The organism is Rhizohabitans arisaemae (genome assembly GCF_025996515.1).
Taxonomy (GTDB): domain Bacteria; phylum Actinomycetota; class Actinomycetes; order Streptosporangiales; family Streptosporangiaceae; genus Rhizohabitans; species Rhizohabitans arisaemae.
This window is the reverse complement of record NZ_BLRH01000035.1, coordinates 564,147-586,993: the sequence shown is the minus strand read 5'-3', so window position 1 is coordinate 586,993 and position 22,847 is coordinate 564,147. Positions and strand designations below refer to the sequence as shown.

General features: G+C 69.5%; 24 protein-coding genes and 2 tRNA genes. 13 read left to right on the top strand and 13 right to left on the bottom strand.

Going from position 1 to position 22,847, the window contains the following annotated elements; all coding sequences use genetic code 11:
- Positions 1 to 13: 13 nt before the first annotated feature.
- The 3 genes from RUR_RS24725 to RUR_RS24715 all read right to left on the bottom strand — a co-directional run bounded on the left by RUR_RS24725 (position 14) and on the right by RUR_RS24715 (position 2,550).
- A complete protein-coding gene (locus tag RUR_RS24725; protein WP_283137562.1) occupies positions 14 to 610 on the bottom strand; it encodes a class I SAM-dependent methyltransferase in 597 nt (198 codons plus the stop codon).
- Positions 611 to 678: 68 nt separating this feature from the next.
- The gene (locus RUR_RS24720) at positions 679 to 870 is read right to left on the bottom strand and encodes a hypothetical protein (protein WP_283137561.1); all 192 of its coding nucleotides are present in this window, start codon (positions 868 to 870) and stop codon (positions 679 to 681) included.
- Positions 871 to 1,467: 597 nt separating this feature from the next.
- Positions 1,468 to 2,550 carry a hypothetical protein gene (locus tag RUR_RS24715; RefSeq protein WP_283137560.1) on the bottom strand — a complete coding sequence of 361 codons (1,083 nt, stop codon included), beginning with the start codon at positions 2,548 to 2,550 and terminating at the stop codon, positions 1,468 to 1,470.
- A 266-nt stretch (positions 2,551 to 2,816) separates the two neighbouring features.
- Here RUR_RS24715 and RUR_RS24710 point away from each other — a divergent pair, with 266 nt between their 5' ends.
- The gene (locus RUR_RS24710) at positions 2,817 to 3,197 is read left to right on the top strand and encodes a DUF1622 domain-containing protein (protein ID WP_283137559.1); all 381 of its coding nucleotides are present in this window, start codon (positions 2,817 to 2,819) and stop codon (positions 3,195 to 3,197) included.
- Positions 3,198 to 3,248: 51 nt separating this feature from the next.
- Here RUR_RS24710 and RUR_RS24705 read toward each other — a convergent pair whose 3' ends face one another.
- From RUR_RS24705 to RUR_RS24680, 6 genes are all read right to left on the bottom strand, one after another.
- Positions 3,249 to 3,605 carry a hypothetical protein gene (locus RUR_RS24705; protein WP_283137558.1) on the bottom strand — a complete coding sequence of 119 codons (357 nt, stop codon included), beginning with the start codon at positions 3,603 to 3,605 and terminating at the stop codon, positions 3,249 to 3,251.
- Between the two features lie 248 nt (positions 3,606 to 3,853).
- Complete coding sequence (locus tag RUR_RS24700) at positions 3,854 to 4,204, bottom strand: hypothetical protein (protein ID WP_283137557.1); 351 nt, start codon at positions 4,202 to 4,204, stop codon at positions 3,854 to 3,856.
- Between the two features lie 128 nt (positions 4,205 to 4,332).
- Positions 4,333 to 4,641 (bottom strand): hypothetical protein, encoded by a 309-nt coding sequence (locus tag RUR_RS24695; RefSeq protein WP_283137556.1) that lies wholly within the window; start codon positions 4,639 to 4,641, stop codon positions 4,333 to 4,335.
- An 800-nt stretch (positions 4,642 to 5,441) separates the two neighbouring features.
- The gene (locus RUR_RS24690) at positions 5,442 to 5,909 is read right to left on the bottom strand and encodes a hypothetical protein (protein ID WP_283137555.1); all 468 of its coding nucleotides are present in this window, start codon (positions 5,907 to 5,909) and stop codon (positions 5,442 to 5,444) included.
- 178 nt (positions 5,910 to 6,087) lie between these two features.
- Positions 6,088 to 6,279 carry a type I restriction-modification system subunit M N-terminal domain-containing protein gene (locus RUR_RS24685; RefSeq protein WP_346349063.1) on the bottom strand — a complete coding sequence of 64 codons (192 nt, stop codon included), beginning with the start codon at positions 6,277 to 6,279 and terminating at the stop codon, positions 6,088 to 6,090.
- Positions 6,242 to 8,284, bottom strand: a complete 2,043-nt coding sequence (locus tag RUR_RS24680) for an N-6 DNA methylase (RefSeq protein ID WP_283137554.1) — start codon at positions 8,282 to 8,284, stop codon at positions 6,242 to 6,244. The genes RUR_RS24685 and RUR_RS24680 overlap by 38 nt, the downstream gene beginning before the upstream one ends.
- 149 nt (positions 8,285 to 8,433) lie before the next feature.
- Here RUR_RS24680 and RUR_RS24675 point away from each other — a divergent pair, with 149 nt between their 5' ends.
- Both RUR_RS24675 and RUR_RS24670 read left to right on the top strand, forming a co-directional pair.
- The gene (locus RUR_RS24675) at positions 8,434 to 8,910 is read left to right on the top strand and encodes an NYN domain-containing protein (protein ID WP_283137553.1); all 477 of its coding nucleotides are present in this window, start codon (positions 8,434 to 8,436) and stop codon (positions 8,908 to 8,910) included.
- A 156-nt stretch (positions 8,911 to 9,066) separates the two neighbouring features.
- Complete coding sequence (locus RUR_RS24670) at positions 9,067 to 9,582, top strand: hypothetical protein (protein WP_283137552.1); 516 nt, start codon at positions 9,067 to 9,069, stop codon at positions 9,580 to 9,582.
- A gap of 136 nt (positions 9,583 to 9,718) precedes the next feature.
- Here the strand turns inward: RUR_RS24670 and RUR_RS24665 are convergent, their stop codons facing one another.
- The gene (locus RUR_RS24665; protein WP_283137551.1) at positions 9,719 to 10,879 is read right to left on the bottom strand and encodes a sensor histidine kinase; all 1,161 of its coding nucleotides are present in this window, start codon (positions 10,877 to 10,879) and stop codon (positions 9,719 to 9,721) included.
- Positions 10,876 to 11,529, bottom strand: a complete 654-nt coding sequence (locus RUR_RS24660; RefSeq protein ID WP_283137550.1) for a response regulator transcription factor — start codon at positions 11,527 to 11,529, stop codon at positions 10,876 to 10,878. The genes RUR_RS24665 and RUR_RS24660 overlap by 4 nt, the downstream gene beginning before the upstream one ends.
- Before the next feature lie 145 nt (positions 11,530 to 11,674).
- Here RUR_RS24660 and RUR_RS24655 point away from each other — a divergent pair, with 145 nt between their 5' ends.
- Genes RUR_RS24655 through RUR_RS24640 form a run of 4 tightly spaced genes read left to right on the top strand, consistent with a single transcriptional unit; the run spans position 11,675 to position 15,166 of the window.
- Positions 11,675 to 12,187 carry a hypothetical protein gene (locus RUR_RS24655; RefSeq protein ID WP_283137549.1) on the top strand — a complete coding sequence of 171 codons (513 nt, stop codon included), beginning with the start codon at positions 11,675 to 11,677 and terminating at the stop codon, positions 12,185 to 12,187.
- Positions 12,184 to 13,251, top strand: a complete 1,068-nt coding sequence (locus RUR_RS24650) for a peptidoglycan-binding protein (protein ID WP_283137548.1) — start codon at positions 12,184 to 12,186, stop codon at positions 13,249 to 13,251. Before RUR_RS24655 ends, RUR_RS24650 begins: the two co-directional genes overlap by 4 nt.
- Positions 13,248 to 13,970, top strand: coding sequence for an ABC transporter ATP-binding protein (locus RUR_RS24645; protein WP_283137547.1), 723 nt, complete (start codon positions 13,248 to 13,250; stop codon positions 13,968 to 13,970). Before RUR_RS24650 ends, RUR_RS24645 begins: the two co-directional genes overlap by 4 nt.
- Positions 13,967 to 15,166: an ABC transporter permease gene (locus RUR_RS24640; RefSeq protein WP_283137546.1), complete on the top strand. Its 1,200-nt coding sequence runs from the start codon at positions 13,967 to 13,969 to the stop codon at positions 15,164 to 15,166. Before RUR_RS24645 ends, RUR_RS24640 begins: the two co-directional genes overlap by 4 nt.
- A gap of 128 nt (positions 15,167 to 15,294) precedes the next feature.
- Here RUR_RS24640 and RUR_RS24635 read toward each other — a convergent pair whose 3' ends face one another.
- Entirely contained in the window at positions 15,295 to 15,513 is a 219-nt protein-coding gene (locus tag RUR_RS24635; protein ID WP_283137545.1) for a hypothetical protein, read from the bottom strand.
- Between the two features lie 149 nt (positions 15,514 to 15,662).
- On the opposite strand from RUR_RS24635, the gene RUR_RS24630 reads away from it, so the two are divergent.
- From RUR_RS24630 to RUR_RS24615, 3 genes are all read left to right on the top strand, one after another.
- Positions 15,663 to 16,955 carry a vWA domain-containing protein gene (locus RUR_RS24630; protein ID WP_283137544.1) on the top strand — a complete coding sequence of 431 codons (1,293 nt, stop codon included), beginning with the start codon at positions 15,663 to 15,665 and terminating at the stop codon, positions 16,953 to 16,955.
- Positions 16,952 to 17,902, top strand: coding sequence for an ARPP-1 family domain-containing protein (locus RUR_RS24625; protein ID WP_283137543.1), 951 nt, complete (start codon positions 16,952 to 16,954; stop codon positions 17,900 to 17,902). The genes RUR_RS24630 and RUR_RS24625 overlap by 4 nt, the downstream gene beginning before the upstream one ends.
- Before the next feature lie 558 nt (positions 17,903 to 18,460).
- Positions 18,461 to 20,089 carry an ABC-F family ATP-binding cassette domain-containing protein gene (locus RUR_RS24615; protein WP_283137542.1) on the top strand — a complete coding sequence of 543 codons (1,629 nt, stop codon included), beginning with the start codon at positions 18,461 to 18,463 and terminating at the stop codon, positions 20,087 to 20,089.
- A gap of 269 nt (positions 20,090 to 20,358) precedes the next feature.
- Here RUR_RS24615 and RUR_RS24610 read toward each other — a convergent pair whose 3' ends face one another.
- On the bottom strand, positions 20,359 to 20,880 hold the full coding sequence (locus tag RUR_RS24610; RefSeq protein ID WP_283137541.1) for a hypothetical protein: 522 nt from the start codon (positions 20,878 to 20,880) through the stop codon (positions 20,359 to 20,361).
- A 197-nt stretch (positions 20,881 to 21,077) separates the two neighbouring features.
- On the opposite strand from RUR_RS24610, the gene RUR_RS24605 reads away from it, so the two are divergent.
- The 3 genes from RUR_RS24605 to RUR_RS24595 all read left to right on the top strand — a co-directional run bounded on the left by RUR_RS24605 (position 21,078) and on the right by RUR_RS24595 (position 22,718).
- The gene (locus tag RUR_RS24605) at positions 21,078 to 22,499 is read left to right on the top strand and encodes a hypothetical protein (RefSeq protein ID WP_283137540.1); all 1,422 of its coding nucleotides are present in this window, start codon (positions 21,078 to 21,080) and stop codon (positions 22,497 to 22,499) included.
- 56 nt (positions 22,500 to 22,555) lie between these two features.
- Positions 22,556 to 22,628 (top strand) — tRNA-Lys (locus RUR_RS24600).
- A gap of 18 nt (positions 22,629 to 22,646) precedes the next feature.
- A tRNA-Pro gene (locus tag RUR_RS24595) sits at positions 22,647 to 22,718 on the top strand.
- Positions 22,719 to 22,847 lie beyond the last annotated feature (129 nt).

The following is a 22,847-nucleotide window of genomic DNA, read 5'->3' as shown; positions in this document are numbered from 1 at the left end:
CCTTGTGTCGTGCTCAGCCGGGACGGCGGTGGACGCTCACCGCGTAGCCTCCGCCCCGGTACTCCGCCCGGTCCCAGGTGGCGAAGCGCCGCTCCAGGACGAGCCCGGCGGCGGCGCACCACTCGTCGTACTCGGCCAGCCCCGCGGTCGGGGGAACCGGCAGGTGCGCGGCGTCCAGCCCGAACCCCGCGACGAGCAGGCCGCCGGGGCGGACCGCGCCGGCGAGGAGCGTCACCGCCTTCGCCTCCGTGCCCGGCGCGAGCAGCGGGACGACGTTGCCCGCGGCGAGCACCAGATCGAATCCCGGGGTGATGTCAAGCGCGGCCAGATCGGCTTCGATCCAGGTCATCGCGGGTGCGGCCCGCCGGGCCTCGGCGAGCATCGACGGATCGAGGTCCACGCCGACGCAGTCGTAGCCCAGCTCGGCGAGGCGGATGGCCACCCGGCCGGTCCCGCATCCCGCGTCGAGCACGCGCGACCCCGGCGGCACCAGCGACGCGCACAGCGTCGCCTCTCCGTGGACGTCCACGCCCGAGGCCGCGAGCGAGGCGAACCTGGACGCGTAGTCGGCTCCGGAGTTCCCTCCTGTCAGCTCGGCCCAGCGACTCATCGTCCTCCCTCGGCGCGGGTACCCACGGTACCCATTCTTACCACCGAGGCCGTGCGCCCGATCCCCGGCTACCGCCGGCGGAGGTCCGCCGGATTCCCGGTGTCACGCCGGTGCGGACCGGCCTGGTCCAGCGCCGCGATCCACGCCTCCAGGCTGGCGATGGCGTCCACCGTCATCTTGCGCACGCCGTTGCGCACCGCGCCGTACCTGGCGCAGGCGACGACGGATCCGGATCCTGGAAGGCGAACCTCGCCGGACATGTCGTTGGACTTCGACAGGGCTCTATCGCGGAGGCCCCCTTGGGTTCTCCGGATACGAGTGGACGTGAGGTGGTCGTCCTGAGCCATGTAAGCCTCTCCTGATCTCGCGCCTATCCCACGGGCCGTATGATCACGACATTTCAAACGATGTGCATCTTACTGTGAATTTTACAGGATGTCAGGAACATCCGAAGACGCAGGGACCGAGGGGTGGTAGGGCGGGAGTCGGTCAGGCCGACATCGCCAACCCTGGCTTGTGAATGGATGTACGGAAATCAGAGGTGTTTGTACCAGAGGATGGTTACGTACCAGCACGACCGCGACGGCCGGTGCACCCGGCGGCGTGACGATCGCCCTTGACAGTCGACTCCTTGAACTCTCCGTTCGATCGCAGGATAGGCGCTCGAATCCCATAAGGGAAGTATCCGGCTTGACCACATTTGCACCATTCATCGCGTGGCCTGAACCTGACGAACGACCCAAACCTTTCCCATCATCCTGACTGGCCGTGCACGACGAGTCAGGACCCCGTCGCCCTCCGGCGCCCGGCCGGCGCACGCCGTACGACACCGGCCGGACCCCGTCCGAACCGCCGGGCTAGTGGGCCGAGGTGTAGGTCACCAGGGACTCCTTGGGTTGCCTGGTCGTCGCGTTCCAGCAGGAGACGTTACGGACGTAGGCGTCCACCCCGGTCGTGAACCAGAGCCCCTGCAGGTGGCAGTACTCCGGCCCCGAACCGTAGGCGGTCACCTGCACGTGGTCGGGCCGCGTGCCGACCTGGGGGAAGGTGACCAGGCGCAAGCCGACCCCCGAGGTCTGAATCGTGTTGACCGCGGACTGGGAGTTGTAGTTGACCGGGGCCGGCGGGACGTACGGGCTGAGCGCGGGGTTGTTGTCGAAGGTGTAGGCGAAGTTCTTCGGCGGCAGCGCCATGCCGGTGATCGCGCGCTCCCGGTGGTAGGTGAGGGTCCAGCCGGTGTTGTACGGGTTGAGCGTCCCGTCGAAGCAGTGCACCCGGATGTTCTGCTGGGCGAGGTTCCCGCTCCACCGGGCGACCTTGCAGCGCACGGGCCGGGTCGTGTTGACCGCGGTCACCTGCACGTTGCCCGACAATCCGGCGGACCCGAGCCCGGGCAGCGCGACGTCCCAGCGTCCCGTGGTCACCGGCGTCACCGTGTTGACGGCCAGGGCCGAGTTGTACTGCGTGGCGACGGCCAGACCGCCCCAGTGCACGTATCCGAACGCCTTGGGCGCCGGGAGGGGACCCGAGCTCTCCTGGAAGACCACCGTGAACGGCGCGAACGCCGGCGCGCCGCCGTACTGGTAGCAGCGGACGGAGACGACCTCGTCGGTGCCCGACGGCCCCCACTTCTCGACCTGGCACCAATGCGGCGCGTCGACGACCGCGGTGGTGTGGACGACACCGCCCGGAACACCGATGCCGGGGAACTTGACAATGGTCTGACCGGGCAGGCCGCCGGGGGCGACGGAGACGTTGAGGCCCGGTGCCCAGCTACCCGCCTGGTGGGCGAGGCTGGGGACTCCCGCGGCGACGTTGACGTAGGCGAAGCCCCAGACGTTGGGGACGGACGCGTTCGCGGGAGGGGCGTGAACCCCCAATGCGATCGCCATGGCGAGCACGCTCACCATGGAGACGATCACCTTGCGCAGTCGGCTCATACGTTCTCCGTTTCGATCGCGGGGGGTAGGCGCCCGTCTTGCCCGGAAATATCAGGACTTGACAGCCTCTGCGCCTTTCATAGCTCGCCCTGATCACCTTGAACAGACCCAACCTTGCAGCGGTCGATGACTTGTTCTTTCTCGCCGAGTCAGAGGGGAACGCGGGGTGACACCGCGATCTGGGTAGGGGGGAGGTACCGGGCGAGGAGCGGTACGGGCGTACGCCGTACCCGGCGCTCCCCGGCGTCCGAAAGGGGGAGTCGGCCGTGGACCTGGAGTCGGTCGTCGAGGCCGCGGGCCGGGCGATCGATCTGGCTGGAGTCGCCGTCATCGTGGTCGGCGCGTCCCTGGTCACCTGCGTCTTCGTCTACCGAAGGCTCCGGCGGGACTCCGCGGAGGCCACCTACCGGCACTACCGGCAGGGACTCGGCCGGGCGATCCTGCTCGGCCTGGAGTTCCTGGTCGCCGGGGACATCATCAGGACCGTCGCGGTCTCCCCCACGTTCGCGGGCGTCGGGGTGCTCGCGCTGATCGTCCTGATCCGTACCTTTCTCAGCCTCTCCCTGCAAATGGAGGTGGAGGGCCGCCTGCCCTGGCAGCCCCCGGCTCCCGCCCCGCTCACCCGCGGCCCGGGCGAGGGCCGGTGACACGGAAAGCCCGGCACCGATGATCGGTGCCGGGCCGTTCGGCCGTCGGACCTAGATCTGGAAGCGGCAGACCAACGCGGAGCTCCCGGAGGGGTCACGGAAGTAGCTCAGCACCACCGAACTGGGACGGAAGTACTTGCAGATCGAATACGCGTCGGCGCTCGTCCTGCCGCGCCAGGAGTAGCAGTAAAGCGTGCTGCCGTCATAAGCGGCGACATCGTAACTCGAACCGTATCTGGAGGAGCACCACTGCCCGGCGACCATCGGACTGTAGAGCACGTCCTCGTACGCCGTGGCCGCGGCGGCGGTCTTGCCGAGGGTGGCCGCCTGGGCCGGGGCGGTGGCGGTGAACATGGCCAGGGCCGCCAGAATCGCGGCGGCGGCGAGAGCGAGGGTACGTCGAACCATGATGCCTCCTACACACGACGGGCAGCCGTTCAACGACATAGCGGAGCCCGTACTGGGTGACAATGAGAGGAAACGTACTGCTCAACGAAGTATCAAATAGGAAACCTTCCTATGCAATACTGCTTTGACAATGATCCTTCACCGATGTCGCAACCCTTACCGAACGGCCTCGTACGACTACCGCGGGTCCGCACGCAACAAACCTGCCCGTCGGCAACCGACGAGCAGGTCAGGGTTTCCGCCCGAGTTCAGACGGACAGGTTGCACACCAAGGCACCGCCCACGCCGGGCCTGACGAAGTAGACCGTGCGACCGGGGCTGAGGTACTCACATGCCTGCCGATCATAGGCATGAATCTTGGGGTGGCTGCCGCTGTAGCAGTAGAAGGTCCAGGACTCGTAGGCGCCGACGTAATAGGTGGACCCATACCGCGCCGTGCAGTAGGCCCCGGCAACCAGCGGGCTGTAGAGAACGTCTTCCGACGACGATGCCGCGACGGCACTCTGCGGAGCCGCCGCCTGGGCCGGGGCGGTGGCGGTGAACATGGCCAGGGCCGCCAGAACCGCGGCGGCGGCGAGAGCAAGGGCACGTCGAACCATGATGCCTCCTACAGAAGTTGACTTAGATCCTTGACATTCCCTGCAATCTCTGCCGAACGTGTCGGCGCGGCCGCCGCGGGTCCGCGAACCGGCCCGCGACGGCCCGACTCCGGCGCGCGGGCTGAAGGTCAGACGGCCAGGCGGCACACCAGGGCGCCCCCGATGCCGGGCCTGGCCGAGATGACGTAGCGGCCCGGGGCCATGTACTGGCAGGCCTCCCGCTCGTCGGCGCGCACCTTGGGCCCGTAGCAGTAGAAGAACACCGACTCATAGGCACCGGCGACGTAGCTCGGGCCGTACTTGGAAACACAGAAAGAGCCGCCAACGGTCAACGGACTGTAGAGAACGTCCTCGTATGACGCGGCCTGCGCTGCGACGGGGGCCGAGACCGCGCAGACCGCCGCCAGCATCGCCACGGCGGCAAGACGTCGAACCATGGTGCCTCCTTCAACTCCCAGGGCATGGCATGACGTCACGCCCAGACAAGAAAACTGAAGCGAATTACCTGCTCAACGGAGTATTAGATAGGAAACTTTCCTATGCAATACGTAGTTTCCCCACCCTCCCGCACCGGGCCCCAACGGCTCGCCGAGCAACCCCGCGCCCGTCCGATACACAGGCACCCCGCCGCGATGACACCAGTGGAGCCAATCCCAGGGAAGTAGTAAGCGCCGACTGTCAAAGATCCTCGAAGGCATGCTCGGATGCCATGGTCGCGACGACCCGTCGCGGAGGCGCCGCTCGCGCCGGAGCGACGGTCGAGTACGTGCCGAACGTCGCCGGGGACACCACGACAGAGGGCGCGGACCGGCATCGAACCGTGGCACCGGTATCGACCACTGCCGAAAAGACAGGCCGTCACATCCCACGGGAGAATGGTGAGAAGAAACGGCCTGCTCATCGAAGTATTAATTAGGAAACCTTCTTATGCAACCTCGGACCTTCCCGACTTTCCGGTGATCGGCAAGCGCGCCCCGCCCCCGTCATGACCGGGTCGGCCCGGACCTGGAGAAAGATCGGCTATCCCGCCCGGCGCACGTCCGTACGACACGGCCCGGCCGACCCGCCCGACCGGCATCCTTGTCAGACCCCGATTTGACAGACATCCCCACGATGATCGCGGACGCGGGCAGCCAGCCCGTAAGACGCCTGCGGTCAGAGGAAGTGAAGCCGGTTCAGCGAGACGCTTTCGGCGGGCCGGGAGTCGACGGGTTCGCCGTTGCGCGGGGATACCCAATCACGGCGTGCGCCCACCCAGCGGGACGACGTACACCGCGAACGTCGCCTCTTCGGCTTCGCTCTCCTCCTCGACGGCATCCGCGGGTTCCAGCTCATACCATTCGACCAACCCCGGCGCGACATCCGCCGCCACGGAGGCGGCGACCTCGGCCGGGTCCACGCACACCCGGTAAGGCCGGCCGAATGGCAACCGGTGCGGCCCTACGGAACGCAGGGAAAGCCGGAGCTGCCCAGCCTGTCGATCATGCCAGCCGTAGAACGTCAGCGGCGGCTCCACCGCCGCGAAACGAACACGAAGCACCTCGCCGAGCCGAACCAGCGCCCCGCAGACCTCCTCCGCGTCCACCCCACCCTCGGGAACACCGATCCACCGCGTGTTCCACGCCGTCTCCTCATCACCCCGCCCCGGAGCGACCAGCAGATCCTCCTCCGCGAAGGAACCGATCAACCCGACGAAGTCGTCCACCGCGGGCCTCCCTTCTTCGGGTCTTCGGGTCTTCGGGTCTTCGGGTACAAGCGATACGCCGATTGCCGTCTCCGGTGTTCCCTACCCGCACAGACTTCTGAAGAAATCGGTGTCCGCGGTGACGCTTCCGGTACGGCGCCGGGCCCTGCCGTGACGTCCCGGAAGCACGGACGCACCTTCAGCCGGAGAGCCGAATCGGAACGCAGTCCAGGCGGCGCAACATGGTGAAGGGCAGTACCACCTTGCCGTACTCCGACTGACGGTCACCGCGCAGCAGATCGGCCACCGACCAGATGAAGTCCGTGTACTTCTGGTGCCAACCCGTTTCCCAATCAGTGTTGGCGGGTCGCCTTGCGGCGGGCTTTCTCATCGATCCGTCCGGTGTCGTCTTTCTCGCCGGGTGGGGTCACGGTGCCGTGGGTGAGGCCGTCGGCGATCCGCTGGGCCAGGGTCTCGCCGAGGGCCGTCGCCTCGCGGAGTGCGGCGTGGAACGCCGATAGCCGCCGGAAGGCCGTACCGTATCGGCGTTGCTCGTCGAACGGGAGCAGAGGTATCCGGGCCCGGCGCACCTCGACGCGATATTGCGAGGACAGGGAGCTGTATTCGCGCAGGTTCTCCGAGCCGCACAGAAAGCCCGCGAGGAAATCGGGGTCCAGCTGCGCGGGGTCGGGTCTGAGCACGCTGAGGTGGGATCCCGCGACCGCACCGCCCTCGGTGACGACTGTGGCGACCAAGGTCCGTACGACCTGGGGCACCACCACGTCGCCGGGTTGGACGACGATCGCCCTCCCCACCGCGTGCTCGGGGCTGGTCCCCGAGGCGGGACGGCCTTCCACGACGTCGCGGGCGGTGAGCACCCGGGTGCCGTCGGGGACGTCGGAGCCCTCGCCGGGCCGTACCGGAGTCTGCTGCAGCAGGGTGAGCATGCCGCGCCGTACCAGCTCCGACACCGGTACGAGCGGAAGACTCCGGGAGTCGGCGTCCACAGTGGGGATCAGGTCGCCGACGACGCCGAGGAGTTTCGTCAGTTCGCCGGTGACCCCGGTGACCTGCTCCGCGGAGGGCGCTTCGCCGACCGTGGACAGGTGGCGCCCGGGAGTGAGGTCCACCTCGTCGTCGAGCAGGTCGATCAGCGGGACGCCCCGGCTCACGGTTTCGTCGAGGGGGCGGCCTTCGCGGAACGCGCGCCAGGAGCCGACCGCCAGGTCGGCGTAGTCGTCGCGGTCGGATGTGTCCACCATCAGGACGTGGCCGGGCGCGGGCCCGTCGCCGGGTTTGACCAGCACCCAGACGGTCAGCGCCACCGCCGTGTTGGGGATGCTCCCGGTGGGAAGGGCGATCACGGCTCGCAGTGCCCCGCGACGCAGCAGCTGGGTCCGGATCCGGCGGCCGGATTTGCGGTTCGCGACGGCCGGCGGCATGAGCAGCGCCGCCGTACCGCCCGGGTTGAGACGGGCGAGGGCGTGCTGGACCCAGGCGAGTTCGGATTCCATCCGGGGCGGCAGTCCGTACTCCCATCGGGGGTCGGCGGTCAGCTCGTCGTAGCCCCAGTTCCGGTCGTTGAACGGCGGGTTGCCGACCACCGCGTCCACCGACGCCTGCGGGAAGGCGTCGGCGCGGAGGGAGTCGCCGCAGCGGAGGTCGGAGTCGGCGCCGTGCAGCGCGAGCCGTACCGCGGTGAGGCCGGCGACCGCGTGATCGGCGTCCTGGCCTTTGAGCGTGACGCCGGTGAAGCGGTCGTGCGCGCCGATCAGGTAGCTCCCCGAGCCGCAGGCCGGATCCAGGACCGAGCCGACGTCGTCGCCGAGCAGGTCGAGCATGAGGGTGACGACCTCGCCGGGGGTCGTGTAAACGCGCCGGGAATGCAGTTCGAAGTAGCGCCGGCGGAGAAACTCGAACGTTTCCAGCACTCCCTGGTCGCCGGCGAGTTCGCCGACCCGGCGCATCAGCCCGGCCTCGGCGATCCCGAGGTCCGCGGGGAAGGCGAAGCCCGTACACGTCCCTCGGATCCGTTCGGGCAGCAGCCGGGCCAGTTCGGTGTCGTCCTTGGCCGCGAGCCGTCGCCAGGCGCCCGCCTCCCGCCGGAGGAACAGCAGGAAGACGCCGAGGTCCGCGATGAGGGCGGGAAGGTCGTCCTCCTCGACGATCAGGCGAAGCTCCTGCCAGAGCCATTCGCGTTCGGGGAACGTCTTGCTCTCCCCGTGCGCCTGAAGCCACCGCCGGATGTCGGCGTAGGAGAAGGACGGGCTGGTGGCCGTCCCCCCGGCGGGCTGCGGAAAGTCGTCGTGGCGACGCCTCCAGTTGCTCACGGCGGCTCTGCCCACACCGGCCAGCCGCGCCACGTCGGCGGCGGTGACCTGGATGTCTCTCCCCAATGGGACACCCCTTTCCTGTGCATCCGACCGTACTGCAATCGGGTGGGCTAATGCAACGTCCTCAAAAAGTCTGGTTGATTGAGTCAACAGGTGTTCTAATGGAATCACTTGGATACGACACGCCTTCGCTGTGAAGGGATCGGTTCGTCATGGTGCTCTCCTCCCGCCTGCAGACCCTGCGCAAAGACCGCGCCATTCACCTGCTCGACATCGAGAACCTCACCGGATCCGGCCGCCCGACCACGGCGGACGTCCGAGAAGTCATGCGGGCCTACACCCGGCTTGTCGCCATCGGCCGCCTAGACCAGTTCGTGGTAGCCGTCAACCCACGCTCCCTGCTCGCCGTAGGCCTCGCCCTCCCAGGCGTTCAGCTGTTGACCCGCGCCGGCCCCGACGGCGCCGACCAGGCGCTGGTGGAGGCCGCGTACACCGCGCGGATCGACCTCCGCTTCGAACGGATCGTGATCGGCTCCGGTGACGGGTACTTCGCCGAGCTGGCGATCTGGCTGACGGCCGCCGGCCGCCGGGTCACCGTGGTCTCCCGCACCGGCTCGCTCAGCCGGCGCCTGGCCGTCGCCGTCGCCGACCGCGTCACCCTCGACCCCGGCTTAGATCTCGCGGCCTAGGACAATCCGGCGGACGTCGGGATCCTTCAGCGCCGAGAGTCCCGCTTCGGCGGATGGCTGGGGACAAGGCGCCCAGGCTTACCGGGATTTAGCACCACAACAGGTGAAGTTGACCTCCCGACCCGGGTGAACAACCCGCGATCAAGGAGCTCACTCATGAGACTACGGACACTCCTGGCCGTCGTGCCGCTGGCGCTGGCGCTGACCGCATGCGGCACCACCGCGACCAACGACGGTGTGGCCTCCGCAGGCGGCGGCACGACGGCCCCCTCGGCCTCGCCTTCGGCATCCGTCGACCGGCAGACGGCGGCACTCAAGTTCGCGCAGTGCATGCGCGAGAACGGCGTCGACATGGAAGACCCCGGGCCGGAGGGCGGCATCAGAATCAAATCGGGGCCGGGGGACCAGGCGAAGGTCCAGAAGGCCCAGGAGGCGTGCCGGCACTTCATGAAGGACGTGGCCGGCGGCGAGGGCGGGCGCAAACCCGACCAGCAGACGCTGGACAAGCTGGCCAAGTTCGCGCAGTGCATGCGCGAAAACGGCATCGACATGGAAGACCCCGCCGCCGACGGACGGATCCAGATTCAGATCCCCCAGGGCACCCCGGAGGAGAAGGTCAACAAGGCCAGGGCGATCTGCAACAAGCTCGCTCCCGAGGGGATCGGGGCCTGAGAAAGGTCCGCACCCTCAGCGGTGACGGTCACACGGCCACGGCATCCGGCACCACCGAGCCACCCACGGGGTTCTCGGTGGCCGGGCCGTGGCCCCCTCCCGGTCAAGCACCTTGACGTACCGACGGCGTACGGCGTCAGCGGGGAAGCCGTACCGTCACGACGAGACCCCCCTCGGGGCGGGCGGCGGCGGAGAGGGACCCGCGGTGGGCGTCGACGATGGCGCGCACGATGGACAAGCCCAGGCCGGAGCCCTGAGAGGAGCGGATCCGGTCGCCTTGAAGTCTGCGGAACGGTTCGAAGAGGTCGTCGATCTCGTACGGGGGGACCGGCCGGCCGGTGTTCTCCACGGTGAGGACGGCCCCGTCGTCCTCCACCCGCAGGTTCACCCAGACCTCGCCGTCCCGGACGTTGTACTTGATCGCGTTCTCCACCAGGTTGAACACGCAACGCTCCAGGAAGAGCGGGTCGCCTTCGACGAGGGCGGCGGTCAGGTCGCGGTGGACGGCGGCCGGCCGTTTGCGGGGGCTCATCTCGATCTGTTCGAGTGCGGTGAGGACGACGTGCCGCAGGTCCACCGTCTTGCGGACGGTGAGTTCCTGTTCCGCCTGCGCCAGCAGCAGCAGTCCGTCGATCAGCCGCTCGTACCGGGCGTTGGTGCCGAGCAGCGCCCGGGCCAGCGCTTTGAGGTCCTCCGAGGCGGCCGGTTCCTCCAGCGACACCTCCAGGACGGTGCGGTTGATCGTGAGGGGGGTGCGCAGCTCGTGTGAGGCGTTGCCGATGAACCTGCGCTGGGCTTCGAACACCCGGTGCAGCCGGTTGAGCATCGCGTCGAAGGTGTCGGCCAGCCGCTTGACCTCGTCCTGCGGGCCGGTCAGCGCGATCCGTTCGTGCATGTTGCTCTCCGACAGCCGTTCCGCGGCCTCGGTGACCCGGTCCAGCGGACGGAGCGCCCGGTCGGCCACCAGGTAGCCGAGCAGCACCGCGATGACCCCGATCAGAATCATGACGATCAGCGATGAGCGGAGCATCTCGTCGAGGGCGCCGTCGAGCCGCACGTCGACGCCCGCCTGCGCCACCTCTTTCACCGCTTCCTGCGTCACCGTGTCGGGCTGATCGCTCCGCATGGAGAACTTGACGTCGAACCGCCGGGTCAGCGCTTGCGCGGTCAGCAGGTAGCTGAGCCAGAGCAGGGTGGATCCGGACACGAAGAACAACCCGCCGTACAGCGCGGTGAGCCGCATGCGCAGCCCTCGCCGGTTCCACCAGAGCCGGGCCGCGCGAACCCGGGCCCTCACAACCGGTATCCCTTGCCGGGAACGTTCTCGATCAACGACGGGGCGCCCAGCTTCTTCCGGAGCGACGTGAGGGTGACCCGCAGCGCGCCGGTGCCCGCGGCGGCGTGCTCGTCCCACACGCTCTTGCGCAGCGCCGCCGAGCTGACCAGGGCGCCGTCCACCCGGAGCAGCTCGTGCAGGAGGTCGAACTCCTTGCGGTTCAGCGTGACCTCCCGCCCGTCCCGGACGACGGTACGGCGGGCGGGGTCGAGCCGGATCCCGGCTCGCTCCAGCGGCGGAGCCGCCTCCCGGGGCGCGCGGCGGGCCAGCGCCCGGACCCTGGACACCAGTTCGGCGAACGCGAACGGCTTGACCAGGTAGTCGTCGGCGCCCAGGGACAGCCCGTCGACCCGGTCGCGGATCTGCCCCGCCGCGGTGAGCATCAGGATCCGGCCGGCCGCTCCGGTGGCGGTGAGGGCGCGGCAGACGTCGTCCCCGTGCACCTCGGGGAGGTCCCGGTCCAGGACGACGACGTCGTAGTGGACGTGTCCGGACAGCTCCATCGCCTCCTGCCCGTCGTAGACCGCGTCGACGGCGATCGCGTGGAGCCGCAGGCCCCGGGCGATGGTGTCGGCCAGCTCTTCCTCATCTTCGACGACGAGTACCCGCATCCCGCCCCCTCCCTGTCCCTTTGAGGGTGGCACGGACGGTGTTAACCCTGGATAAGCCGTCCGGGCTTACCCGGATTTAGCACCATGACAGGTGAAGTGTGCTCGCGCCCCGGGCGAACGACCCGCGGCGTCTAGGAGCTCACTCATGAGGATTCAAACCCTCCTGGCCGTCGTACCGCTGGCACTGGCCCTGACCGCGTGCGGCACGACCGCGAAGAACGACGGGGTGGCTTCCGCGAACGGCGGCACGACCGCACCCTCCGGCTCGGCGAAGCCCACCGATCGGCGGGCGGCAGCACTCAAGTTCGCGCAGTGCATGCGCGAGAACGGCATCGACATGAAGGACCCCGGCCCCGACGGAGGCTTCACGTACAACACGAGCGCGGAGCAGCAGGAGACGGCCAAGAAGGCCGAAGCGAAGTGCAGGCCCCTCCTGAAGGACGCGTTCGCCGACGCGGGCACACAAAAAGTCGACCCGGAGTACCTGGACAAGCTGACCAAGTTCGCGCAGTGCATGCGCGAGAACGGCATCGACATGAAGGACCCCGGCCCCGACGGCAGCGTCCAATGGCAGTTCCCCACGGGCACGCCGGAAGAGAAGATCAACAAGATCAAGGACATCTGCGTCAAGTTCGCACCAGAGGGGTTCTCGCTGTGAGGAAGGGCCTAACCCTCGCCGGGGGTGGGCTGCTCGCGGCCGTCGTCGCCGTCTGGACGGCGACGACCGTCATCGGCGGCGGGGGTGCCGGCGCGGCGGCACCCGGCGCGGCACCGGTCCCGGCCACCGCGCCGATCACCCGGCAGGACCTGGTGGACACCAAGACCGTGAACGGTTCGCTGACCTACTCCGGTGAGCGCCAGGTAGCCACCGACGCCTCCGGCACGGTGACCTGGGTTCCCGCCGAAGGCGCGGTGATCCGCCGCGGCCGTCCGCTGCTCAAGGTGGACCGCAAACCCGTCGTCCTCATGTACGGCAAGCTGCCGCTCTATCGGCAACTGCGGTGGGGGATCGCCAACGGCCCCGACGTGGAGCAGCTGGAGCGCAATCTGCGCGCCCTCGGCTACGGCGACGACATGACCGTGGACGACCGGTTCAGCTACGCCACCTACCTCGCCGTCCGGGAGTGGCAGGACGATCAGGGCCTGCCCGTGACCGGCCGGGTGGACGCCACCCAGGTGGTGTTCCTGCCCTCGGTGGCCCGGGTCACCGTCGCCCAGGCCGCCGTCGGCGCCAAGACCGGACCCGGCCGGCCGGTCCTGACGGTCAGCGGCGTCCGCCGGCTCGTCCACGTGGACCTCAACACCACCGATCAGGCGCTGGCCAGGAAAGGCGCCAAGGTCACCGTGGAGCTGCCCGGCGGCGAACGCGCCACCGGGCGGATCACCTCGGTCGGCACGGTGGCCAAGCGGGAGAACACGAACGGCGGAGAAGACGGCAAAACCACCGTCGACGTCGAGATCACGCTGACCAAGACCCCCAAGACCAAGCTGGACCAGGCCCCGGTCGAGGTGGAGATGGAGAGCGAGCGGCGCAAGAACGTGCTCGCCGTCCCGGTGGAGGCGCTGCTGGCGCTGCGGGAGGGCGGGTTCGGCGTCGAGGTGGTGGAGGGCACCGCCACCCGGCTCGTGCCGGTGGAGACCGGCGGGTTCGGCGGCGGCCTGGTGGAGATCAGCGGAACGGGGCTGTCGGAAGGCATGAAGGTCGGGGTGCCCGCGACATGAGCCCGCCGTACGTCGTGGAGCTCAGCGAGGTCACGAAGGTCTACGGCGGGCAGGTACCGGCGCTGCGCGGGGTGAATCTGACGATCGGGACCGGTGAGCTGCTCGCGATCGTCGGGCCGTCCGGGTCCGGCAAGTCGACCCTCCTCAACCTGGTCGGCACCCTGGACCGGCCCACCGCCGGCACGGTGCGCATCGACGGGTTCGACGTGGCCGAGTTGTCCGACCGCGAACTGTCGGCGCTGCGCGGCCGTACCCTGGGCTTCATCTTCCAGCAGTTCCACCTGGCGCCCGGGGTGAGCGCGCTGGACAACGTGGCCGACGGCCTCCTCTACACCGGTGTTCCCATCAAGGTCAGACGGGAGCGGGCCGCGGCGGCCCTGGAACGGGTGGGCCTCGGCCACCGGCTGGGCCACAAGCCGAACCAGATGTCCGGCGGTGAGCAGCAGCGGGTCGCGGTGGCCCGCGCGGTGGCCGGGGATCCGCCGCTGATCCTGGCCGACGAGCCCACCGGGAACCTGGACTCGGCCGCGGGCGCCGAGGTGCTGGGGGTCCTGCGGGATCTGCACGCCGCGGGGAACACGATCGCGATCATCACCCATGACATGGAGATCGCCGAGTGGTGCCCGCGACGGGTCCGGGTCCGCGACGGCCTCATCGTGGAAGACGAGGGCGACGGCGCCGGCCGTCCGGCCGAGATCACGAAGGGTGCCCGCACATGACCCGCCGCCGCCCGCCGGCCCCCGCCCGGCTCAGCCCCTCCGACGTGCTGCGGGTGGGTGCGGCCGGGCTACGGGCCCGGCCCACCCGGGTGTTCCTGTCGGCGCTCGGCATCGCCATCGGCATCGCCACGATGATCGCGGTGATCGGCATCTCGTCCTCCTCACGGGCGGAGCTGCTCCGGCAGATCGACCGGCTCGGCACCAACCTGCTCACCGTCACCCCCGGCCAGACCGTCTTCGGCCAGCAGGCCAAACTCCCGCCCGAGGCGGTGGACATGGTCAAGCGCATCCGCCCGGTCCGCACCGCCTCGGCCGTCGGCGTCATCGACACCACGGTCCGCCGGACCGACCGCATCCCCGAGGCGGTGACCAGCGGACTCACCGTTCAGGCGGCGTCCGCCGAGCTGCTGACCACCCTGGAGGGCCGGGTGGCGAAGGGAACCTGGCTGAACGCCGCCACCGAGCGGCAACCCGCCGTCGTCCTCGGCTCGGAGGCGGCCACACGGCTGGGCATCACCAGGATGGGCGTGCGGGTATGGCTGGGCAACCGATGGTTCACCGTCATCGGCATCCTGACGCCGATGAGCCTGGCCCCGGAGATCGAGCGTTCGGCTCTCGTCGGCTTCCCGGTCGCCGAGCGGCTGCTGGGCTTCGACGGACACCCGACGACGCTCTACGAGCGCTCCACCGAGGAGTCGGTGGAATCGGTCAGGGCGGTGCTGCCGCGTACCGTCAACCCGGAGAACCCGAACGAGGTCAACGTGAGCCGGCCTTCCGACGCGCTCGCCGCCAGGGCCGCCGCCGCGGGCGCCTTCACCAACCTGCTCCTCGGCCTCGGCGCGGTCGCGCTGCTGGTCGGCGGGGTCGGCGTGGCCAACACGATGGTCATCTCGGTGCTGGAGCGGCGCAGGGAGATCGGACTGCGCCGGTCCCTCGGAGCCACCCGGGGGCAGGTGCGCATCCAGTTCCTGGTGGAATCCCTGCTGCTCTCCGCACTGGGCGGTGTCGCCGGGGCGGTGCTGGGCGCACTCGCCACCGCCGGGTACGCGCTGTCGCGGGACTGGCCGCCCGTCGTACCGCCCTGGGCGATCGGCGGCGCCGTCGCGGCCACGCTGGTCGTCGGCAGCATCGCCGGAATCTACCCGGCGATCCGCGCCGCCCGCCTCTCCCCCACGGTCGCCCTGTCCACCGTCTGACCCACCGCGACGAACGAGATCCCGCCCGGCTGACCGGGCGGGATCTCGCCGTCCCGACCATCGCCTTGATACGGCTTCGACCCCATAGAAACGGTGTTGTACGGACCGAAGTCGGCGAATTCCTTCCGCTAAACGGTCACGGCTTCCGGCAGCACCGAGCCGTGCACCCGCCTGAGGTACTCGACCGCGTCCTCCGTGGCCGGATCGTGGTTCAGCCGATCACGATAGAAATGGAGCCGATCCTCACAGTCCTCGATGATCTCGCACCAGGTCCGAGCCCAGATGCGGACCCCGTTCTCCCACTCCGCGATACACCCCGGCGGACGGTTCGGCGCGGTCGCGTCCAACCGGACGACGGGTTCCGGCTCCGGCCCGGTCCGCCGGACCGGCGTTCGGCGGGTCCACGGCGACGGCTGCGTACGGGGTGCGGGGGCGCAGCCCGTACCGGGCGGAAAACCGGTGTCACCCCCGATGCCGAGATCATTACACTCCCGGAGTGGACATTCCCCTTGTTCTCTCCCATTTCCAGACGCACACCGCGCCGCTGACGTTGACCCGGAGCGGCGATCTGACCTGGGACGACGCGGAGCTCCACCGGACCGCGGGGCTGAGCGACCCGGAAGGGTACGCGCTGCTCGCGCTGGTGCCCGGAGTGCGTTCGTCGCAGCGCGCCCGCGTGCTGCTGCACACCCTGGCCACGTCCCAGGCGGGCCTGGACGAGCGGACCCGCCGGACTCTGGCCAAGGTCACCCGGGCGCTGCTCTTCGGGCTGCCCCCGGCCGAGGCCATGACCGTCCTGCTGGCGCTGCGCCGGTTGCGGGCCAACCACAAGCACACCACCCGCGCCGTACTCGCCTTCGTCCTGGAGCATCCGGACGCCGCGGCGCTCATCGAAGCCCGTCGCCCCGCCCTGGTCGACTGCTTCGAACACGCGCTGGGCAAGGCGACCGCCCGGGCGTGCGCCCGGCGGATCGACGAGGGCGACACCGGCTCGGACTACCTGCGGAGCCGCCTGCTCCGCTTCACCGCCGACCCGGCCACGGCGATCGAGCGGGTCTGGTACCTGTACGCGCCCGGAACCCACGGCGCGACGGCTCGCACGGATCCGCCCGTCCCGCTGGAGGCCGTACGGGCACACGAACCGATCGTGACGCCCACCAACCGGGGGGACGTCGCCGCGACCCTGGTCCATCTGTACCGGGGCGGCCCGGCCGCCGAGCTGCGTCCGGCGCTCGCCCGGTACACGGCCGAGGTGACCCGCGGCCTGCCCCGCCTGCCGGGGAGCGTGGCCCTGGTGCTGGACACCTCGGGATCCATGCGCGGGTACGGCGACCGCGAGTGGGCGGTGCTGTCCCAGGCGAGCGCGCTGCGCCTGGTGCTGGCGGAGGTGGTCGAGGAGCTCACCGTGATCGAGGTCGGCGGCGGCGAGGCGAACCCCGAAGGTGCCACCGACCTGGCGACCGGGCTGCTCGACGCGCTCGACACCGGACCGGATCTGGTGGCGATCGTCACCGACGGATACGAGAACCTGCTGCCCGGAGACCTGGCCCGGGTCGCGGCCACCCTGCCGCGCGCCGGGGTCACCGTCCCGGTGGTGCTCTGCCAGGCGACGTTCAGCGGACGCGACGACCTGACCCTGCGCAACCCCGCGCCCGGGCTTCCGCAGCGCAGGTTCTGGCACCAGGACGACTTCGCCGAGCTGCTGCCGTGGATGTTCGCCCATTGCGCACCTGGCCGGAACTGGATCCGCACCGCCGTACTGAACCGTCTGGAAGGAGGACGACCTTGACTCGGCTCGACACGATCGTGCCCGCCCCCCTCGACCTCACCGGCTACCGGCTGGGCACCCCCCAGCGAGCGGGGACGCTGACCATGGTGCCGATCCATGGACCGTCCCGTCCCGGGTTCGTCCCGCCCCGCTCCGGGTTGAAGCTCAAGCAGGTCGTCACCTACGGCAAGGTGGAGCTGCACAACGGCGCCCCCGAGGGCGTGGCCATCGTGCCGTTGCACATCGGCTACATCCAGGACGGCGCGCAGAACCACGCCCTGTGCTCATCGGCGTTGATCGCCGCCGGGCAGACCCGCCGGTTCGACGACGCCTGCTGCGTCCAGTCCGGCCAGGGCGGATACCTGGAGGGCCGCGACCAGTGGTTCTTCGTGCTCCCCGTCGAGTTGCGGGCCAAGGCCCTGGAGCTGCGGGGACGCGAGAACTACGCCAAGCTGTGGCCCGCCATCACCGACCTCAACCGCGGGTACGGGCTGCCGCCCCGCGGGCACCTGGAGCAGATCCTCTCGCGTAAGCGGGCCGTCCTGACCCAGTTCCAGAGCCGGCTGGAGCTCATGCCCGGTCAGCTCGGCGCGCTGTTCTTCCTCGGGGAGACCTTCGCCGGGCTGGAGCTCGCGCCCGACCCGGTGTACTTCGCGGAGATGTGGATGGCGCTGGTGTGCTTCGCGTACGGCGTCGCCGCGTGGCACGCGGAGCCCGTACCGGGTCCCGCGGAGCCGTACGACGCCTCCGGCCTCGCCGAGCTCCGCGAGCTGCTGCGGAGCGACCGGGCCGCGCGGACGGAGGAGGTGGCGTCCTGGATGCCGAAGCCCACGCGGAAGGTCGAGCTGGTCGAGCAGGAGCGTTACCTCGACCTGAGGCTGTCCACCGTCACGGGTGGCGGCCTCACCGGCCAGGTCGTGACCGAACACGGGCGGCCGGTGTACGCCTCCCTCTTCACCCCGCGGTAAACCGGTTGCCCCGCGGGCGGGAGGCCGGTTGAATAATCGGTGCGGGAACTGTGCCGGGCGCGGTGGACAACCTCCTCATTCCATGTGAGTCACCGTCCGAAGCGACGATTCGTTTTCACCGAGGCGCCGGCCGCCTGTCCCGCACCACCTTTTTCAATGTCACCGCGGCAGGACCACTCGGATTATGGATTGTTTGTGCGGGAGCCTCTCCCAGTCGCCTATGAACGTGGCGACCAGGCCGTGTCTGGCGGCCAGGTCCACCAGGGTCTAGGTCCGGTAGTAGGAAGTCCTCCCGCAGCACCTGGTGTTCCTTGCCCTCCGTGCGGTCGAAGGTGACGTCCGGCTTCATGATGCGGCCGATGCGCCGGTAGCACTCCTCGATCACATGGATCGGGCGGTGTGAGTAGACGCTATGCGCGTTGATCACATCGAAGTGGCCGTCCGGGAAGTCCGCGAACCTGTTGTCGCCGACTGGCGACAGGCGCCGTCGCAGCCGCGACGCCGGGCCCGCGGCAGCCGTACAGCCCTCCTCCCCGTCCGGATAACCTTGGATTCCTCATGAGCGCCACAGTTGTCATCAAAGACCTCGCCGCCGGACACGGTGACCGGCTCCTGTTCTCCGGCCTCGACCTGGTCGTCGCCCCCGGAGACGTGGTGGGCCTGGTGGGTGTGAACGGCGCGGGCAAATCCACGCTGCTGCGCCTGCTCGCCGGCCTGGACACCCCGGAGCACGGCTCCGTACGGCTCAGCCCGTCCACCGCCAACATCGGCCACCTGCCGCAGGAGCCCGAGAGGCGGTCCGGGGAGACGATCGCGGAGTTCCTCGCCCGGCGGACCGGCGTGTCCGCCGCGCAGCACGCCCTCGACGTGGCCACCGAGGCCCTGGTGGGCGGCGACCCGGGCGACGCCTACGCCGAAGCCCTGGAGCGCTGGCTCGCCCTCGGCGGCGCGGACCTGCCCGAACGGGCCGTCGAGGTGGTCGCCGAACTCGGACTCACGGTCGGCCTCGACCAGGAGACGACCTCCCTGTCCGGCGGTCAGGCCGCCCGGGCCGGTCTCGCCTCGCTGCTGCTCAGCCGGTACGACGTCTTCCTGCTCGACGAACCCACCAACGACCTCGACCTGGACGGTCTGGACCGGCTGGAACGCTTCGTCACCGGGCTGCGCGCCGGCGTCGTCGTGGTCAGCCACGACCGCGAGTTCCTCGCCCGTACGGTGAACCGGGTCGTGGAACTCGACCTCGCCCAGGGGCAGGTCCGCGCCTACGGCGGTGGTTACGACGCCTACCTGAACGAGCGGGAGGTCGCCCGGCGGCACGCGCGCGAGCAGTACGAGGAGTACGCCGAGACCAAGTCCGCCCTGGAGACGCGGGCCCGTACCCAGCGCGCCTGGATGGAGAAAGGCGTCAGAAACGCCCGCCGCAAGGCCACCGACCCCGACAAGTTCGTCAAGAACTTCCGCGCGGAGGCATCGGAGAAGCAGGCCGCCAAAGCCCGGCAGACCGACAAGATGATCGAGCGCCTGGACGTCGTGGAGGAGCCCCGCAAGGAGTGGGAGCTCCGCATGGAGATCGCCGCCGCTCCCCGCTCGGGAGCCGTGACGGCAACCCTGCGCGGAGCGGTCCTGCGGCGCGGCGGCTTCGTCCTCGGACCGGTCGACCTGCAGGTGGACTGGGCCGAGCGGATCGCCATCACCGGCGCGAACGGCTCCGGCAAGACCACCCTCCTGGGCGCCCTGCTCGGCCGGCTCCCGCTCGACGAAGGCTCTGCCTCGCTGGGCCCCGGTGTCGTCGTCGGCGAAGTCGATCAAGCCCGCGCGCTGTTCGAGGGCGACGAACCGCTCCTGGACGCCTTCGGCGCCCTCATCGACCTGCCCCCCGCCGAGGTCCGCACCCTGCTCGCCAAGTTCGGCCTCCGCGCCGACCACGTGCTCCGCCCGGCCACCACCCTGTCCCCCGGCGAACGCACCCGGGCCGCCCTCGCCCTGCTGCAGGCCCGGGGCGTCAACCTGCTCGTCCTGGACGAGCCCACCAACCACCTCGACCTCCCGGCGATCGAGCAGCTGGAGTCCGCCCTGGATGCCTACAAGGGGACGCTCCTGCTGGTCACCCACGACCGCCGCATGCTCTCCGCCGTGCACACCACCCGCCGCCTCCACGTCGCCGCGGGCCAGGTCAGTGAGGGTTGATCGGCTACTGCGGACGCCTGCGACGCGGGCTGCTCCTGATCCCACCGCAGTAGGGACGACAGGCCGCGCTCGTCGCCTCGGACGCGATCGTCGACGACTACAGCTCGGTGGCCTGCTACGGCGTCGCCCTGGGCCGCCCGACCCTGCCGGCTCGTCTCCGCGCTCACCTCGGTAGTGCTGCGGTGTTTGAGCGCCCGAGATCGAATCACGGCAAGCGATCGTCGTTTCCCCAGTATTCACCACGAATTACACAAATGCCCTATCCGGGGTTATGCGCTACCGTTCCGGTCCGCCGGGAGCATGAAGACCTTGTAGGTGCGCGACGACCCGTCCACGGCCCAGAACGTGATCAGCGTGTTCGACCGCGGGATGCGGATCGCCCGGGCGTCCTCCATCACCTCTTCCGGCGCGTCGACCCAAGTGATGCCCGACGCGTCCAGGGCTGCGACCACGGTCTCGTACGGCACGCGGGGCGGACAGGGCGCCTCCCAGCCGGTCACGACCGCAGGAAGGTCGAGCGACTCCTGCCACATCGGGACCGTGATGCCGATCACCCTGTCAAAGCAGATCAGCACCTCAAGGTCGTTCCAGAAATACAGGCGGGGCCGCCAGCGGCGGGGTCGCCTATCGCGCATCCGGTCGTGGAAGGGACCCAGGTGTTCCTGAACCTCTCCCAGTGTCATACCGCAACGCAGCGGACCAAGCTCGCCGGTCCTGGCAATCCCGATAAGAAGCTCGACGCATGGCGCCGATTCACCGGCTATGGTGACCCTTTCTTTGTCGCCATTCATCAGCCCATTTCACCGCACTTTCGGGGTCGCCGCCCTCCGAACTTCCGCGAGGTGCACTCGGAGACGTAAACATAGGTTCGAAGTGCACGGCCTAGAACCGTAACTCCCCCAGGCTGGACCCCCCGCGACATCACCTGACCACCGGTCGTATGAAATCCGATCGAAGTCAGAGACAACCAGCGGGATCATGGCTTTCCATGGAGTTCCATAGGGATAGGCACCGGTCACGCCCGGAGATCCTGACCGAGTTGTACGAGTCGCTGGACCGGCGTTACCGGCCCGAGGACGTCGCCGACCTGGTGCTGCAGGTACTGGACGGGCGGTTGTCACGGCGCGAGCTTCTGGTGCTGGAGCGGGCCGCCAAGCATTCCTCCCGCAGGAAGGGCTGGTTCTCCTCGATGTCCGCCGACTATGCCAGGGCCGTCGGTGGAGCGCGGCAGGTCGCGACGGCGAACCGCCTGTTCGAGCAGCGGATCGAGGTGGACCCCGATGATCCCGAGTCGCTGCTGGAGTTCGCGGCGACCATGGGAGACGGGATCGGCTGGGCCCCGGACCGCGGTGATTTCCTGAACGACCGGCTCAACCGGGACGCTCGGGAAGCCGCGGGCATGGAGCTGTCGAAGCGGCAGTACAACCGCCGGTTCAGGATGCTGGGCCGGATCGCCGCCAAGGCGGGAACCCTCCGCACCGAGCAGAACAAGCGGCGGCTGCTCATGGTGGGAGTCATCGGTTTCGCCGCCGACATCCCGCTGGAGCGGTTCGCCGCCGACGTCGACGCCGCGTGCTTCACGGCGTACTACACCGCGCGGCGCAAGCTGCGCCGGGAGTTCAGCCTGTCGGGTCGGGAGAACCCGTTCGACGAGGTCGCCCAGGTCCTGCTCGACCGGTGTGCGAATCAGGATCGGAGCGACTGGTGGATGATCGCCCAGGCGCGGGCAAGCCCCGATGTCCTGGAGCACCTGACCGCCGAGGAGCGTGGGCGGCTGCTGGGCCAGTGGTCGGCCGCCATGCGGCACGGCGCCGACGTGCTCCGTACCCGCTGGAATCCGGCCGTCGACCGCACCACGATGATCGTTCGGCGGGGCGACGACTCCACCACGTGGAACAATCTGGCACTCGCCTACAACGCGGCGCGGGCCGGGTGGCTGGCCTGCCTGGCGTCGTCGAACGCGCTCGAGTTGCTGGACGTGGCCTGCCCGGGCAAGGTGATGCGCCTTATGGCCGCCGACCTGGCCGCCTGGCATCGTGGCACCGGCGGCGGCGTCGACCCCAACACCGCGGTGTGGGCCGCGCTGCCGCTGCCGTGGGAGGTGCTGGACGGCACCGGCGCCTGCACCCGCGCCGACGTGGCGGCGGCCTGCCGCACAGCCGGGCTGGACCCGGAACAGTCGGGCTGGACGGCTCCCGCCGCGCGACGCGGGGTGGCGGTGTTCCGGCCGACACCCGAACTGGTGCACGGGGTGAGCATCGCCGACCCGGTGTGGGCCGCCCTGCTGCGGCGTGCCGGGGTGTTCAGCGGCAAAGGCGTCCGGTCTGAACTGGCCGCCGACGCCCGCCACGGGCTTGCCTCGGGAGTGGTGGTCAGCGATCTGCCGGTGGTGGAGTCTCCCGGCGATTAGGCATCTGGCCGATATCCCGTGGCGTAGCCGGGCGGTGTGCAGCACACTGGGAGCGGCCCGCCGTAGTTCAGTGGTGGAACGCCTGGCTCTTCATCCAGGTCGGCGCCGGTTCGAGCCCGGTCGGCGGTGCCGCACAATGGACGGGGCCTCGTCGTAGTTCAGTGGTAGAACGCCCGGCTCGGGACCGGGTGGACGCCGGTTCGAGCCCGGTCGGCGAGGCCGTAATCATCGCCGTGATGGTCCGCACGACATGCCCGAGTACGCGGCCGTCTGGCGATCCGTATCCGGCGTACCTCAACCTGTAGTCTTCAGCACATATCGCAGCATTTCGGGCGTGGTTGTGCCTGA